We start from the raw sequence: 15,585 nt of genomic DNA, 5'->3' as shown, positions 1-15,585 counted from the left end.
GTGTCCGTCCGTGTGGCCGGCGCTCCGGTGCCGGGTCCGGGTGTGGGCTAGGGCGCGGTGGCTGAACCGTCGTAGACGTTCTTCGGGGTGGCTACCGCTGTGATCGCGCGGGCGAGCAGGGTGGATGGCTCCTGGCCCTGGCTCGTGATGTCGGTGTTCATCATGATGACCAGGGTGGCCTTCTGCGAGGGCAGGTAGACCGTCACGGTCTCGTAGCCCGGGATGGAGCCGTTGTGCCCGATCCAGCCGTTGGCTTTGAAGATGCCGAGGCCGTAGGTGGTGCCGGGGAGGCCGGTGGGGAGCGTCTTGAGGCGTTGCTTCTGGGTCTTCTCGCTGAGCAGCTGTCCGGTGGCCACGGACTTGGCCCAGTGACGCAGATCGTGCAGGTTCGAGATCATCGCCCCCGCCGCCCAGCCCCAGCTGGGGTTCCAGTTCGTCGAGTCCGCGACCTCACCGCTCAGGGTTTGGTTCGTGTAGCCGCGCGGGTGCGGGTTGGGGAACTCGTTGCCCCGCGGGAACAGCGTGTTGCGCAGGTGCGCCGGGCGCAGCACGCGGTGGTGGATGACGTCGGCCAGGGGGCGGCCGGTCACCTTTTCGATCACCAGGCCCAGCAGGACGAAGTTGGAGTTGGAGTACTGGAACTTCTTGCCCGGGGCGGAGGTGTTGCGGTGCTTGAAGCCGTACGCGAGGGACTGGCGCGGGGTGAAGGTGCGCTGCGGGTCGCTCAGCAGGTCGTGGATGAAGCCGGCGTCCTCGGTGTAGGGGAACAGACCGCTGCGCATCTCCGCGAGGTGGCGCAGCGTGATGCGGTGGCCGTTGGGCACCCCCTTGACGTAGGTGGAGATCGGGTCGTCCAGCTTGACCCGGCCTTTGTCCACGAGCTGGAGCAGCGCGGTGGCGGTGAACGTCTTGGTCTCGCTGCCGATCCGGACGAAGGAGTCGGCGGCCATCGGCTTGCCGGTCCTGATGTCGGCGACGCCCATGGACCGGACGTAGCAGCCCTTGCCCCGCATCCACAGACCGACGACGGCCCCGGGGATGTCCGCCTTCTTTCCGACGTCGTTCATGGCCTTGTCGAGGCGGGACGTGAGCTTGTGTCCCAGGCTGTTCGGGCAGTCACCCTTGTCGGGGTGGGCCGCGATCGGCCGCTGATCGGCCGCGGCCGGATGGGCCGCCGTCGGCGCCCACAAGGACGCGACGAGCAGCGCTGCACAGAGGGTACGGCGGGAGGTGGAACGTCTCATTCGGGGGCGCCTCTTCCAGACAGGGGGGCGGACGTCTCGAACATCACCACCTCGGCCCGCGACGCAGGCCCGACCGCCCGCCCCCGTGTCGAGAAGTCCACTCGTTCGGAGCCACCGCATCTGTGGCGCAAGGCCCAGATCGGGCACCCCACCTGAGGCCGTCCCGAGAATTCTCGTAGTCGGCTGTCCGAGGATGTCGAGAACGTGCCCCCGGCTTCGTCCCAGGAGCATCAGCGGCCGCCCTCGGCCGTACGAGGAAAAAACCGTACGAAGAAGAAGCCGTACGAGGAAGAAGGAGAAACCAGCATGGCGATTCAGCGGATGGACAACGTCGGCATCGTCGTCGAGGACATGGATGCCGCCATCGCGTTCTTCGTGGAACTCGGTATGGAGCTGGAGGGCAGGGCGGAGGTCAAGGGCCCCGTCGCCGACCAGTGCACCGGACTCGACGGCGTGCACTGTGACATCGCGATGGTCCGGACCCCGGACGGTCACAGCCGGCTCGAGCTGGCGAAGTACCGCAGCCCCGCGGCGATCAGCGCCGGGCCACGCTACCAACCGCACAACATCCTGGGCACGCACCGCGTCATGTTCGCCGTCGACGACCTCGAGGACACCATCGCCCGCCTGCGCCCTCACGGCGCCGTACTCGTCGGCGAGATCGCTCGGTTCGAGGACAGCTATCTGCTCTGCTACGTCCGCGGCCCGGAGGGCATCATCGTCGGACTGGCCGAGCAACTGCGCTGAGAAGGCGCCCGGTCGGCCAAGGAGCTGCCTGCGCGTTACGTAACCCGTCTGGCCCGACTGGCCTGTCTGACCCGTCTGGCCTGCTGACCTGTCCGACTCGCCTGGCCCCGCGTTGCCAAGGGCTCTCGCACCACGTCGTTTCGGCACCGGTCCCTCCCCTGTGGGGACCGGTACCGAACGACGCGGGCTGCATCGATCCGCGCCATGTCGGCGTATCGGCGCGGATCGAGGAACGACGGATCCGCGGTCGACGCGACAACGGTCCGAGTGTGATCGGTGGAAACCAGCCGAGGTCATTGCAGTGTGGTGGGTGCGATGAGTCGGCTCTGTGCAATGAGTCGGCTCTGTGCGTATCCCGACCTGGTGACCTGCCCTGACGCTGCGGGGTTGTTCGCTACTGCTTTGTGATCCTGCCAGCTGAGGCTCCGGAAGAGGAGGTTCCCTCACACTCCGGACCCCTTAACCGCAGGTCAGCCGTATAGGGTGAGTTTTCCGGTCCGGATGTCCAGGTGCGGGAGGGGAGTACCGGGTGGAGGCCTTGAACTCCGACTCAGGGGCACGCACAGCCTTCGCGGAGCGTCTCGCGTTGCTGTACAAGGAAGCCGGTAACCCTCCCCTCCAGCGCGTGGCCGAGGCGGTCGTCCGGCATCAGCGGGTCGATGAACGAGGGCGGACCGTGCGGGTTTCCGCCCAGCGGATCAGCGACTGGCGACGGGCCAGGAACGTGCCCGCCCAGTTCGCTGCCCTCTCAGCGGTGCTTCATGTGCTGATTCCCGAAGCTCGGCGTGAGCAGCCCGCTCCCGCGGCCGCGGGCCTGTACGACATGGCCCAGTGGCAGCTCCTGTGGGAGCGCGCCGTGGCCGACCCGGTCAGTGGCCGCGCCGCCACGACGGCGGCGGAAGACGAGGAACGGCTTCAGGCCGAGGCCGCGTCCGCGACCACCGTCCACGGTATGTGTCCCTACCGAGGGCTGGCTTCGTATCGTCAGCAGGACGCCAGGTGGTTCTTCGGACGGGAGCGGAGCACGGATGCCCTGGTCGCTCAGCTGCGCGCGGTGGGGCCGACGGGCGGCCTCGTCATGCTCGTCGGCGCTTCAGGGGCGGGAAAATCCTCCCTGCTGAACGCCGGTCTGGTCCCCACACTGCAACACGGCGCGCTGAGCGAAGAGGGCGGCCAGGCAGGTCCTGTGCTGCAGCTCGTGCCGGGTAGCGACCCTCTCGCCGAGCTGACCCGCCAGATACCCGAGCTCGCGCAGGCCATCTCCGTCGCCACCCGGGAATCGGCGGCGAAAGAGGCCGGTACCCCGCACTTCGCGAACACGGTGAGGGAGTCCGTCACGGCGTGGGCGCGACGCGAGTCGTCCTCCGCCGCCCGGCCGGTCATCATCGTGGACCAGTTCGAGGAGACGTTCACCCTCTCCTGCGACGAGTCGGTCAAGCGCACTTTCATCCAGCTCCTCCAGGCCGCGTGCTCCCCCGGGGACGTCGGGGGCCCGGCTCCCGCGCTCGTGGTCCTCGGCATACGCGCCGACTTCTACGAGCAGTGCCTCAGGTACCCCGAACTGGCCGACGCGCTGCAGCACCGGCACATGGTCCTCGGACCGCTGACCACCGCGGAGTTGCGCGAGGCCGTGACCGGCCCGGCCAAGGCCGTGGGGCTCGAACTCGAACCCGGACTCGCGGAACTGATCGTCCGGGAGGTGAGCACGAACGGACCCCGCGGGGCGCACGACGCGGGAGTGCTGCCGCTCCTCTCGCATGCCCTGCTCGCCACCTGGCAGCGGCGGAAGACGGGCAGGCTGACGCTGGCCGGCTACCGCGCGGCGGGGGGAATCCAGGGAGCGGTGGCAGCGAGCGCCGAGCGTGCCTGGTCCGACCTCGACCCGGCGGCCCGCACGGCCGCCCGCCTGCTCCTCCTCAGGCTGGTACGGCTCGGCGAGGACACCCAGGCCACGCGCAGGCGGGGCGCGCGGCGCCAACTGGCCGAGGAGTCGACGGACCCCGGCAAGACCGAGGAATCCCTCGAAGCGCTGGTACGCGCTCGCTTGGTGACACTCGACTCGGAGACCGTGGAGATCACTCATGAAGCGTTGCTCCACGCCTGGCCCCGTCTGCGCGACTGGATCGACGAGGACAGGAACGACAACCTGCTGCGGCAACGCCTCGAAGAGGACGGCAGGACCTGGGAGGACTCCGACCGCGACACGTCACTGCTCTACCGGGGTTCCCGTCTCGAGCAGGCCAGCGCCTGGCGGAAGACAGCCGGCGGCACGTTTCTGACCAGAGGCGCGGTGGAGTTCCTGGCTGCTTCGGCCAGACTCCGCAGGCGCACGGTCTTGATCACCCGCGGCGCGGTGGCGGCCCTGGTCGTGCTGGCCATGGTGGCCGTCGCCGCGGCGGTGGTCGCGTGGCAGCAGCGGGACGACGCGGTGTTCGAGCAGGTGGTGGCCGAGGCTGATCGCGTCCAGGACACGGATCCGTCGCTGTCCGCCCAACTCGACCTGGTCGCGCACAACCTGCGGCCAGGGGACGAAGGCACTCAGAACCGGTTGCTCTCGATCGTGAACGCGCCGCTGGCCACACCGCTCCTCGGACACAAGGGCGCCGTCTACCTCACCTCGTTCAGCCCGAACGGACGGCTCCTGGCCACTGCCAGCTACGACCGGACCGTACGGCTGTGGGACGTGTCGCACCCGTCTCGGCCCAAGCCCCTGGGCAAACCCCTCACCGGGCACAGGAGTTGGGCGAGCAGCGCGGTCTTCAGCCCGGACGGCGACACCCTCGCCACCGCTTCGGACGACGGCACGGTCCGGCTGTGGAACGTGCGGGACCCCAGCCACCCCCGCCCGTTGGGCTCGCCCCTGACCGGCCATGACGGTGCGGTCTATCTGGTCGCCTTCAGCCCGGACGGGCGCACTCTGGCTTCCGCCAGCGACGATCACACCGTACGTCTGTGGAACGTGGGCGACCCGAGCCGGCCGAAGGCACTGGGCACCTTGACCGGCCACACCGCAGCCGTGCGGTCCGTGGCCTTCAGCCCCGACGGCCGGACGCTGGCCGCCGGTGGCGACAACGGCACGATCAGACTGTGGAACGCGGCCGATCCGCGACGCCCGAAGCCGATCGACAAGGTGCTGACCGGCCATGCGGGCACGGTGCACTCCGTGGCCTTCAGCCCCGACGGCCACACGCTCGCAAGCGGCAGCAGCGACAACGGGATCCGGCTCTGGAAGGTGAGTGACCCGCGCCACGCGAAACTGCTCGGCACGCCGCTCACCGGCCACACCGGCGCCGTATGGTCCGTCGCCTTCAACTCCGCTGGAACGATGCTCGCGGCGGCCAGCGCGGACAGCACGGCGAGCCTGTGGAACGTCCGCGACCCGGCGCACCCGTCGCAGGTCGGCGAGCCCCTCGCGGGTAGCAGCGGGGAGATGTACGCCCTTGGTTTCAGCCCCGATGGACGAACGCTCGCCACGGGCAGTGGCGACAACAGAGTCCGCCTGTGGTCGATACCGACGTCGGACATGGTCGGCAGAACCGGATCGTTTCGCCCGGACGGGAAGGTGCTCGCCACGGCCACGCGCGAGGAGAAGGTGCGGCTGTGGAACGTGGAGCGTCCCAGTCGGCCCGTAGCTTTGGGCAAACCCTTCAAACCGGCGGAAGGGGAGGTGCGTTCGCCGGTGTTCTCCCCCGACGGCAGGACCCTCGCGCTCCTGACGGGAAGTCGCGCGGTGCAGCTGTGGAACGTCGCCGAACCGACCCGCCCGGTCCCCTACGGGCCGCCCGTCGCGCTGAGGACACGCTTCGCGGCCGCGCTGGCCTTCAGTCCGGACGGGCGCACCCTGGCATCCGCCGACACCGACCGCACCATCCAGTTGTGGAACGTCAGCGACCCGTCCCACCTCCGTCGCCTCGACATGCCGCTCACGGGCCACGAGGGTTACGTCAACTCCCTCGTCTTCAGCAAGGACGGCCGCACTCTCGTCAGCGCGAGCGCGGACGGCACCATCCGGCTCTGGAACGTGTCCGATCCGCGGCACGCCGCCCGAATCGGCAGGCCCCTCAAGGGGCACCTCGGCCCCATCAACGAGCTCGCCCAGAGCCCCGACGGCCGCACGCTGGCCAGCGGCAGCGACGACGGCACGGTCCGGCTCTGGGACATCACCGACCCCCTCGGGGCGACCCAGTTGGGCTCCTCCCTCACGGGCCACACCGACGCGGTGGTGTCACTGACGTTCAGCGCGGACGGCCACACGCTGGCGAGTGGCGGCAACGACAACACGGTGCGGCTCTGGGATGTCGCCCGCCCCTCCAGTGCCTCCCCCATCGGTCAGTCGATGAGCCCCAACGCCAAGACGGGCAGCTTTCTCTCGTTCAGCCCCAAGGGCGAGATGCTCGGGGTTTCGAGCGGCACGGATACGGTCCGGCTTTGGAACTTGGACACCGACGAGGCGATTCGTCGCATTTGCTCGACCACTCGGGGTGTTCTTACGCGGGATAAGTGGCACGAGTATCTGCCACGCCTCTCGTACGCGCCGCCCTGCGACGAGTAACGGGCCACCCCTCCCCCACGGATCACGTTGCGTGATCCCGATCACAACTCGACATTTCGACGCCGCAGTTGACTCCCCTTACGCGAGCGGCCTTGTTACGGTTGGCCATAGCCCGATCGCTGGTGCATCCCCCGTCGCCAGCGGTCGGGCGCTTTCGTGATCTCACCCCGCTTTTCGGCTCGACGAGCCAGGCAGTCCAAATTGAGTCACCGTCGGCCGGTTATCTCCGGGACAACTGGGTGGTCGGGCCATGCTTCGCGACAGTCGGCCTTGTATAAGGCGCCTGAATGATGGCCTGAAACTGCGACGCACGCATTTGGCTTCCCGCTTCCCCCGGAACCACTGAACCACTGAACCTCTGAACCACTGAACCTCTGAACCACTGGCACTACTTCGCGCCACCAGCACTCTCCAACTCATCAAGACCTCTTTAGGAGTCGTAAGCTGAGGTGCGTTGACCGACAGGACGGTGGGCACCCATGGCCAAGGCCTACGAGAAAATCGCGGACGAGCTCCGAGCACAGATCCGCGCAGGCCGGCTCGGTCCCGGCGACCGTCTGCCCTCTGAAGCGGATCTCATCAAGAGCACCGGCCGCAGCGGACCGACAGTCCAGCAGGCCCTGCGCGTCCTCCAGACCGAGGGGCTGATCGAGAAGCAGCACGGCCGCGGAAGCTTCGTCCGCCGGCCGCGCCTGTTGGTGCAACGCACGAACTCACGGCATCAATGGGAGAAGGACCGGGCTCGCGCACCCAAACAGCAGCGAGAGGCGACGGGCGCGACCGAGCACGACACGGGTCTCGGGGTCGGCGACCTCATCTTTCACGCCACCTATCGCGAGATTGGGGCGCCTAAGGAGATCGCGGAGGCCCTGGGCGTCGACAAAGGGACGGCGCTCATCCAGCGGACCTATCGGACGCGATACAGCGCCGAGCGGAACCCCTTCAACCTGGTCACGTCGTATCTGATCCGCGACCTCGTCAAGGGAAACCCCGACCTCCTGGACGAAACGAACGAGCCTTGGCCGGGCGGCACTTGGAACCAACTGCACACGGTGGGTATCGAGATCGACCGCGTCGAAGAACGCGTGACGGCTCGACCCCCGACCATGGAAGAGGCGGAGGAGTTGGGACTACCACCCGGCACGGCGGTTCTCGTCGTGCGCAAATTCTCGTACGACACGGACCATCGTCTCGTCGAGATGTCTGACGCCACGCTGCCCGGTGACCGTACGGAAATGCTCTTCACGACCCACTTGGAAAGGTGGTGAGCCGTGAGCCGGCGCATCAGCATCGTCACGGCAGTCCACGCCCCGTCAGCGCGCTTTCTGGCCGACGCCCACAGGTCCGTCCGCGAGCAGGAGTTGCCCGCGGGATGGGACTGGCACTGGCTGATCCAAGAGGACGGCACGACCGACAAGGTCGCCCCGCACGTCCCTGACGACGAGCGGGTCACGTTCAAGCAGGGCCGCCCCGGGGGGCCGGGGGTCGCGCGGACCATCGCCCTGGCCGACGCGGACGGCGAGTACGTGAAGGTCCTTGACGCCGACGACCAGCTGGCGCCCGGTGTGCTGGCCCGCGACCTCGCGGCTCTCGAAGCTGATCGAACCATCGGTTGGGCGACGTCACGCGCGCTCGACCTGCTCCCCGACGGCTCCACCGTCGGTTTTCCCGGCGACCCCGCGCACGGGCCGGTCGAACGCCGGGAAGTGCTCAACTACTGGGCGTCTCACGACTACCGCGCGCAGGTCCATCCGGCATCGCTCTTCGTCCGCCGCGACCTGCTCGTGGCCCTGGGCGGCTGGATGGCTCTCCCGGCGTCCGAGGACACGGGCCTCCTGCTCGCCCTGAACTCGACCTCGCGGGGCTGGTTCTCGGCCGATGTCGGCCTGCTCTACCGCAAGTGGGAAGGCCAGGTGACCGGCCAGGCGGCGCACGTCGACTCGGCGGAGCGCGATGCGCGCATGGCCGTTGTCGAGGCACGGGCGCGCGCACTGGAGCACTTCCAGTGGCGCTATCCCGCCGGCTCGGACTGATCTGGTTGACGCCCGGCACTCTCCGGGAGGCGTCAGCGGGGCGGTGCCGCGTGGCCGGGACGGCTCCGAGGATCTTGCCGTCTCCGGCGGCGGACTCGTACGGTCACGGATATGCCTCCCGCTTCCCCCCGATGCACGTCGGAGCTCCTGGCCACCCTCGGCCGCGGCTACGTGCGCAACGCACCCGGCTCGCTGCTCAAGGGCCCGCTCTGCGCCCAGTACCTCAACCCGTACCTGCGCGACCATCCGCGTCAGCGCGTCGTCGAGGCGCGGTTCGGCGCACGCTTCGCCTGCGACTCCCGCGACCTCATCCAGCGGTTCATCAGCCTGTACGGCGTGTGGGAGCCGCACATGACGCGGTGGCTGCAGAGCCGCCTGGGCGCCGGAGACACGTTCGTCGACGTGGGCGCGAACATCGGCTACTTCGCGATCCTGGGCTCTCGTCTCGTCGGGAGCACGGGCCGGGTGGTGGCCATCGAGGCATCTCCCACCTTCCACGACCGCGTGCTGCGGCACATCGACCTCAACGGCTGCGACAACGTCCGCGCCGTCAACGCGGCAGTCTCCGACAGCCACAAGACGCTGACCTTCGTGCTCGCGAGCTCGAACAACATGGGCGCGAACTCGATCGTCCCGTACGACGGCCCGGCCGAGTCGAGCTTCGACATGGAGGCTCGGCCCTTGCCGGAGGTCCTGGAGGAGGACGAGCTCTCCAGGGCCCGCGTGATCAAGATCGACGTCGAGGGCGCCGAGGGCGGCGTCATCAGAGGGCTCGCTCCCGTACTGGGAGAGCTGCGCCCGGATGCGGAGATCGCCGTGGAGGTCACCCCGGACCGCATGACCCAACTGGGCGACTCCATCGATGAGTTGATGGAGACCATGGCTCAGCACGGCTTCCACACCTACCGGCTGCCCACCGACTACAGGCCCGAGAACTACCCCCGCGCGCTCCGCCGGCCGGAGCCGCCGGTGCGATGGCGCGGGCCCATCGTCGGCGAGAGCGAGCTGGTGTTCTCACGGGTGGACGCTGAGACCCTTCGCTGAGACCTGCGCTGAGACCTGCGCTGAGACCTGCGCTGAGCCCGTTCCCGGCTCAGCGCCGGCTCCTACCGGTTTCCGCCGGCTCCTACCGGTTTCCGTCAAACGGGAGATCCAGCATGCGGATCGCGTTCCCGCGGAGCAGCTTGTACGCCACGTCCTCGGGGAGGTGGCCGACGTGATCCTCGGCCACCTGCTTCGTGTGCGGCCACGTCGAGTCGACGTGCGGGTAGTCGGTTTCGAAGGTGGCGTTGTTGACGCCCACGGTCTCGATCGAGGCGACACCGTGCTTGTCCCGGAAGAAGCAGCAGAAGATCTGCCGGTAGTAGTACATCGACGGGGGCTCCGGGATCAGATCCTTGACTCCGCCCCAGGCCCGGTGCTCCTCCCAGACGTCGTCGGCGCGCTCCAGGGCGTACGGAATCCAGCCCATCTGCCCCTCGCTGTAGGCGAGTTTGAGGCGGGGGAACTTCACCAGGACCCCGGAGAAGAGGAAGTCCATCATCGAGGCCATCGCGTTGTTGAAGCTCAGGGACGCCTGGACGGCCGGGGGCGCGTCCGGGGACGCCGCCGGCATCTGTGACGACGAACCGATGTGCATGTTCACCACCGTGCCGGTCTCCTCGCACGCCGCGAAGAACGGGTCCCAGTAGCCGGAGTGGATCGACGGCAGACCGAGGTGCGTGGGGATCTCGCTGAAGGTCACGGCCCGCACGCCGCGAGCGGCGTTGCGCTTGATCTCGGCGACGGCGAGATCCACGTCCCACAGCGGGATGAGACACAGCGGGATCAGCCTTCCGCCGCTGTCCCCGCACCACTCCTCCACCATCCAGTCGTTGTACGCCCGCACACAGGCGAGCCCGACCTCCTTGTCCTTGGCCTCGGAGAACGTCTGCCCGCAAAAGCGCGGGAACGTCGGGAAGCAGAGGGAGGCCTCGACATGGTTGATGTCCATGTCCTCCAGGCGAGCCTTCGGGTCCCAGCAGCCACGGCGCATCTGCTCACGCGTGATGCCGTCGAGCGTCATCTCGTCCCGCGAGAAGCCGACGGCGGCGATGATGCGCTTGTACGGGAAGATCTCTCCCTCGTACTCCCACCAGTCGGTGACCTGCCCTTCCGGGTCCGTCGTGAACTTGTACTTGCCGCCGATGTACGCCAGCTCGCCGATACCTGCGGTGAAGGGCTTCGGGCCCCGGTCGCGGTACTTGCTCGGGAGCCACTTCTCGAAGAGGTGCGCGGGTTCGATCACGTGGTCGTCCACGCTGATGACGCGGGGGAGTTCCTTGGCCCCGACCTCGCTGTTGTCCACTGCTATGCCCCCTACTACCTGCCGGTTTCCCATACACGCATCTGACGGTCCATCAGATTGAGGTTATGGGCTCGCTTCGACGACGGCAACAGTCCGCTGGAAACTCGACCCCTTGCGCGATCGGCCGGGATCCGCTGAACTGACGAACCGTCAGGTCGTTTGAGGGAGGGCGCTCGATGCAGACGATGTGGCTCAGCGGAGCCGAGTGGTTCGCCGTGCTCCGGATAGGTCTCGGCCTGTGGTGGCTGGAGAGCTGGCGCCACAAGGACAAGAAGACCTGGTTCACCGGAGGGGGCATCGGCTGGGCCGTGGGCATCGCCGAGAAGCACCGCTGGCAGTTCGTCCGGGCCGGCTTCGACCTGACCGTGAAGCCCCGACCTCAACTGATGGCCTACATCGTCGCCTACGCGGAGCTGGCCCTGGGCCTCGGCCTCATCTTCGGTTTCCTCACGCCGATCGCGCTGATCGGTGGACTCGTACTCAACCTCATCTACTTCGTGTTGATGATCCACGACTGGGCCGAGCAGGGTCAGAACCTGATGATGGCTCTCATCTCCCTCGTTGCCCTCTTCGCCATGAGCTGGCAAGTCTGGTCGCTGGATGACGCGTTGGGGATCTTCCAGTAGGCACCACGAAGGACGCCGGAGACGAAGGCGCCCCGCCCCCGGTGGCGAGCTACGCGATCAGCCCGCGTACGCCAGTCGGCGGCGCGAAGCCTCGTGCGCTTGTCTGGCCTGTTGCGCCGCGGCATGCCACCCTGCCCGGCACGTCCGCCTTCCGGCGACCGGGGACAACGCCGGCGCAGGCGGCTTGAGTACGGCGTCGACGTAGGCGGCTTGAGTACGGCGCACCGTCGTTCTGGCAGACGAGGAGAGGCCGATGAGCGAAAGCGACCGGGAAACGGGCGGGCCCGAGGCTGCGGCCCTCGGACGAGGCCACGCCGCGCGAGCCGAGAGCGCAGCGGCTCGGGCGGCGGCCGTGAGCCATTACATCGAGCGTGGCGCCAGGGAGCAGCCGAGCGGCTCCGAAGTCCACGAGAACGCCGTCTGGAAGGCCGCGCACGCCGCCCGTGTAGCGGCTCAGGCCCTCGCGGTGCTCTCCGAGAGCAGCACCCCTGATCCGGCCGCGGACTCCCGCTGCGCCAGAAACGCCGCCGCGTCCGCCGCGCAGGCCTCCCAGACGGGGCAGCTCGTCGACCGCGACGCCGAACCGTCCCTGGCTGCGTGCCAGGCCGCGCTCAAAGCCTCCCTGGCCGCGTCAGCGGCGGCAGGAGCCAGGTACCTGGGAGCGGACGAAGAGCTGAACTCCCGGGCGGACGCGGCGGAGAAGGCCGCCGTCGCGGCAGCCGAACGCGCCGGATGGATCCAGCCCGGTGCGGATGTCCCCGCCGTGTCGACAGGCGTACGGAGTCCCGAGGTGATGTCGATGATGCACTTCTGACTCCGCCGCCGCGCCCTTGCCCCGCGCCCTTGCCCCGCGCCCCGGGGCACCTCTAAATTTAGAGTGCTCTCTAAATTTTGGGGATGGAGTGGGCGCCTATGCAAGCGGGCGAAGGCGGGCTGCGTGAGCGGCGGAAGGCTCAGCGGCGGTCACGGATCCTGGAGGCTGCTCGCGAACTCGTGCGCGAGCGGCCGGAATCGGTGATCAGTACCGAGCGGATCGCCGAGCGGGCGGAGGTCGCGCCCGCCACCGTGTACAACCTGATCGGGCCGCGCGACAAGGTCTGGGAGGCCCTCGCCGCCGGGTTCATGGACGAACTCGAGCACCGCCTGGCGGCCCCGGAAGCCAGCGATCCGCGGGAGGTCGTCAGGGCGACGGTCCAGCTGTTCGTCGGTGACCCTGTCGTGTCGCGTCGCATGGTGCGCGAGTGGGCGGAAAGCGGCCTCGTGTTCGACCGCAGTCCGCTCACCCAGCTCCGGCAGGCGATGGCGGACGCGCGGGCACACGGCATTCTGCGCGCCGACATCGACACTGACGCGTTGGCCGCGGTCGTCGGCGCCTCGTGCGTGGGCGCGCTGCATCAGTGGGTCGCCGGCCTGATCGATGACGACCGGTTCCTCGCTCGCGCTCTGTTCGCGCTGGACGTCGCGCTCGCCGCCGCGGCTGCGGACCCCTCTCGCGAGCGACTGCTGGCGCCGCTGCGAACCGGGGGCGCGACATGACGGCAAGCGCGCTGCCGCAGTCCCGAAGTTTCGTGGGCGGCGGCGGAATCCTGCTCGCGGCCGATGTGTGGGGCGAGGCGTCAGCGCCGCCCCTTGTCCTGCTGCACGGCGGCGGCCAGACGCGGCACGCCTGGGATCGGACCGGCCCCCGCCTTGCCGCACTGGGGTGGCGGGTCATCGCCCCTGACCTGCGTGGGCACGGTGACAGCCAATGGTCGGCCGACGGTGACTACGACCTCGGCCTGTTCGCCCAGGACGTCCGGGCGATGGTGGCCGAACTGGGCGAACGGCCCGTGCTCATCGGCGCATCGCTCGGAGGCCTGAGCTCGCTGCTCGCCGCCGGCGAGGCGCCCAGGGCGGCGATTCGCGCTCTGGTACTTGTCGACATCGCCCATCGGCCCGACCCTCGCGGGTTTCACCGGATCGTCGAGTTCATGCGTCGCCGGCCGGACGGATTCGTCGACCTGGAGGAAGCGGCCGCGACGGTCTCCGCCCATCTGCCGCATCGCCCGCGTCCGGCCGCCTCCGAGGGGATACGGAACAACCTGCGACGCCAGGGTGATCGCTGGGTCTGGCACTGGGACCCCCGGATGCTGGACAGCTTCGAGGGGCGGATGGACCCGCCCGGCATGGCGGAGCGCCTCCTGGACGCCGCGCGCGGCACCGAGGGGCCGATCCTGCTCGTCCGCGGCGGGATGAGCGACGTGGTGCGCGAAGACATCGCCGAGCAGTTCTGTGCACGGGTTCCCCATGCGCGGCGCGTCGATGTGGCGGGCGCGGGACACATGGTGGCCGGAGATCGGAACGAACACTTCATCGATGCGGTCGTCCCGTTCCTGGAGGAGGTCGCCCCCAGAGGCGACGACTTCAAGCGGCCATGACACGCCCCGTTCCGCTCATCGTTCCGTGGTGTCACCATGCGGAGTCCAGGGGTATCGAGGGGTGTCGGGGGTCCCCTCGACGGGGGCGGGCGGAGGAACGTATGGCAGAGGTGTTCTTGCGGCGGCTGACCCGGTGGCAGGCGGAGCAGCAGCGGGAAGCGGTCGCCGACGTCTATGTCGAGGCCTACGAAGGAGACGCGGGGGCCGAGTACCGGGACCGGCAGGGGTTCCTGCGCCTGTTCGAGAGCACCGTGCAGCGGCCCGACTTCGACATGGTCGTCGCCGACGCCGGGGGTCTGGTCGGCTGTCTCTACGGCTACCGCGCGGCGCGTACCGGCGACTGGTGGGAGGGGTTCCGCGGCGTCCTGCCCCCGGAGGTGGAGGAACGCACGGCCGCGGGCCGGGTCTTCGTCCTGACCGAGCTGATGGTGGTGCCCGCCTACCGGCGGCAGGGCGTCTCGGAGCGCCTGCGCACGCTGCTGCTCGTGCGGCACGCCACGGATCTGGTCGTCGCGGTCATCAAGCGGGACGACGATCTGGGGCGCGAGGTCCTGCGGTCGTGGGGCTGGACGAAGCTCGGGGAGTTCGATCCGGGCGCACCGGGATCCCCGGTGCCGCACCGCCGGGGAGAGAGCGAGACGGCGTTGCCTGACGGCCTCGTGTGGGAGGGGTGGATGCGGCCGGTGATTGCCTGAGGGCGAGAGCTGCGCGGCGGACGACACCCCGCGTGCCCCGAGCCCGCCTGGCTCTCCTGGCTCTCCTGGCCCGCCTAGCCCGCCTTGCTCGCCCGCAGGGAGTACATGAGGGGGATGCGCGGGCGGTCCACCGGGAACTGGTAGGCGCCGTCGCGGAGTTCGAGGGCGCCGAAGCGTTCGAAGAGCGTGGTGTCGTGCTCGTGGAGGAAGTCGATCCGCAGACCCGCGGCCGCCAGGGCCGACACGACCTCGCCCACCGGGTGCTGCCACTCCACGGTGCGGTTGTGGACCGTGGGGGTGGTCGTGTCCGCGTAGCCGCCGGGGGTCTCCTCGATCCAGGCGTCGCGGGCGAAGTAGTCGTACTCGATCCGTGAGCCCGTCGCGTCGTCCAGGATGTCCGCGAGCGGGTGGAACTCCGAGAGGTAGAGGAAACCGCCCGGCGCCACGAGCGCGGCCGCGGTCTCGGCCCACCGCTGGATGTCGGGGAGCCAGCACAGGGCGCCCACTCCGGTGTAGACGATGTCGTACGAGGAGTCGGGCACCGCATCCGCCGCGTCGTACACGTCGGCGGCGACGAAGGACGCCTGGTCGGGGCTGAGGCCGAGCTCGGCGGCGAGGTCGCGCGCCGCGTCCACGGCGGGCTCGGAGAAGTCGAGGCCGACCACCCGGGAGGCTCCGTGCCGGACCCAGGAGAGGGTGTCGAGGCCGATGTGGCACTGGAGGTGGAGCAGCGAGCGCCCGGTGACGTCACCGACCTCGGCGAGCTCGAAGGGCCGCAGCGGGTCGTTGCCCGAGCGGAAGGCTTCGAGGTCGTAGTAGTCGCTGGCGAGATGGAGGGGAACGCGCTCGTCCCAGCGTTTTCGATTGGCCTCGCGCCAGTCGGACGGGGTCGGTGAGTACATGTCCAGAAAGTTATCCACAGGC

At 69.0% G+C, this 15,585-nt stretch carries 13 protein-coding genes; 10 read left to right on the top strand and 3 right to left on the bottom strand.

What is annotated here, in order from left to right; all coding sequences use genetic code 11:
* Positions 1-47 precede the first annotated feature (47 nt).
* On the bottom strand, positions 48-1,244 hold the full coding sequence (locus tag ACZ5WE_RS12925; RefSeq protein ID WP_467685902.1) for a serine hydrolase domain-containing protein: 1,197 nt from the start codon (positions 1,242-1,244) through the stop codon (positions 48-50).
* A gap of 306 nt (positions 1,245-1,550) precedes the next feature.
* Here ACZ5WE_RS12925 and ACZ5WE_RS12920 point away from each other — a divergent pair, with 306 nt between their 5' ends.
* The 5 genes from ACZ5WE_RS12920 (at position 1,551) to ACZ5WE_RS12900 (ending at position 9,620) form a co-directional block, all read left to right on the top strand.
* Positions 1,551-1,991, top strand: a complete 441-nt coding sequence (locus ACZ5WE_RS12920) for a VOC family protein (RefSeq protein ID WP_467685900.1) — start codon at positions 1,551-1,553, stop codon at positions 1,989-1,991.
* Positions 1,992-2,520: 529 nt separating this feature from the next.
* Entirely contained in the window at positions 2,521-6,543 is a 4,023-nt protein-coding gene (locus ACZ5WE_RS12915) for an NACHT and WD repeat domain-containing protein (protein WP_467685898.1), read from the top strand.
* A gap of 479 nt (positions 6,544-7,022) precedes the next feature.
* Positions 7,023-7,811, top strand: coding sequence for a GntR family transcriptional regulator (locus ACZ5WE_RS12910; protein ID WP_467685896.1), 789 nt, complete (start codon positions 7,023-7,025; stop codon positions 7,809-7,811).
* Positions 7,812-7,814: 3 nt separating this feature from the next.
* Entirely contained in the window at positions 7,815-8,576 is a 762-nt protein-coding gene (locus ACZ5WE_RS12905; protein ID WP_467685894.1) for a glycosyltransferase family 2 protein, read from the top strand.
* A 111-nt stretch (positions 8,577-8,687) separates the two neighbouring features.
* Positions 8,688-9,620 carry an FkbM family methyltransferase gene (locus ACZ5WE_RS12900; RefSeq protein ID WP_467685892.1) on the top strand — a complete coding sequence of 311 codons (933 nt, stop codon included), beginning with the start codon at positions 8,688-8,690 and terminating at the stop codon, positions 9,618-9,620.
* A gap of 82 nt (positions 9,621-9,702) precedes the next feature.
* On the opposite strand, the gene ACZ5WE_RS12895 is transcribed toward ACZ5WE_RS12900, so the two are convergent.
* On the bottom strand, positions 9,703-10,923 hold the full coding sequence (locus ACZ5WE_RS12895; protein ID WP_467685890.1) for an amidohydrolase family protein: 1,221 nt from the start codon (positions 10,921-10,923) through the stop codon (positions 9,703-9,705).
* Positions 10,924-11,099: 176 nt separating this feature from the next.
* On the opposite strand from ACZ5WE_RS12895, the gene ACZ5WE_RS12890 reads away from it, so the two are divergent.
* The 5 genes from ACZ5WE_RS12890 (at position 11,100) to ACZ5WE_RS12870 (ending at position 14,661) form a co-directional block, all read left to right on the top strand.
* On the top strand, positions 11,100-11,549 hold the full coding sequence (locus ACZ5WE_RS12890) for a DoxX family membrane protein (protein ID WP_467685888.1): 450 nt from the start codon (positions 11,100-11,102) through the stop codon (positions 11,547-11,549).
* Positions 11,550-11,802: 253 nt separating this feature from the next.
* On the top strand, positions 11,803-12,363 hold the full coding sequence (locus ACZ5WE_RS12885; protein ID WP_467685886.1) for a hypothetical protein: 561 nt from the start codon (positions 11,803-11,805) through the stop codon (positions 12,361-12,363).
* A gap of 98 nt (positions 12,364-12,461) precedes the next feature.
* Positions 12,462-13,085, top strand: coding sequence for a TetR/AcrR family transcriptional regulator (locus tag ACZ5WE_RS12880; RefSeq protein WP_467685884.1), 624 nt, complete (start codon positions 12,462-12,464; stop codon positions 13,083-13,085).
* Entirely contained in the window at positions 13,082-13,966 is an 885-nt protein-coding gene (locus ACZ5WE_RS12875; RefSeq protein ID WP_467685882.1) for an alpha/beta fold hydrolase, read from the top strand. The genes ACZ5WE_RS12880 and ACZ5WE_RS12875 overlap by 4 nt, the downstream gene beginning before the upstream one ends.
* 101 nt (positions 13,967-14,067) lie before the next feature.
* A complete protein-coding gene (locus ACZ5WE_RS12870; protein ID WP_467685880.1) occupies positions 14,068-14,661 on the top strand; it encodes a GNAT family N-acetyltransferase in 594 nt (197 codons plus the stop codon).
* A gap of 74 nt (positions 14,662-14,735) precedes the next feature.
* Here ACZ5WE_RS12870 and ACZ5WE_RS12865 read toward each other — a convergent pair whose 3' ends face one another.
* Complete coding sequence (locus tag ACZ5WE_RS12865; RefSeq protein WP_467685878.1) at positions 14,736-15,563, bottom strand: class I SAM-dependent methyltransferase; 828 nt, start codon at positions 15,561-15,563, stop codon at positions 14,736-14,738.
* Positions 15,564-15,585: the final 22 nt, after the last annotated feature.

Source organism: Streptomyces sp. NPDC033180, assembly GCF_055577645.1.
This window is presented reverse-complemented; position numbering and strand designations above follow the sequence as displayed.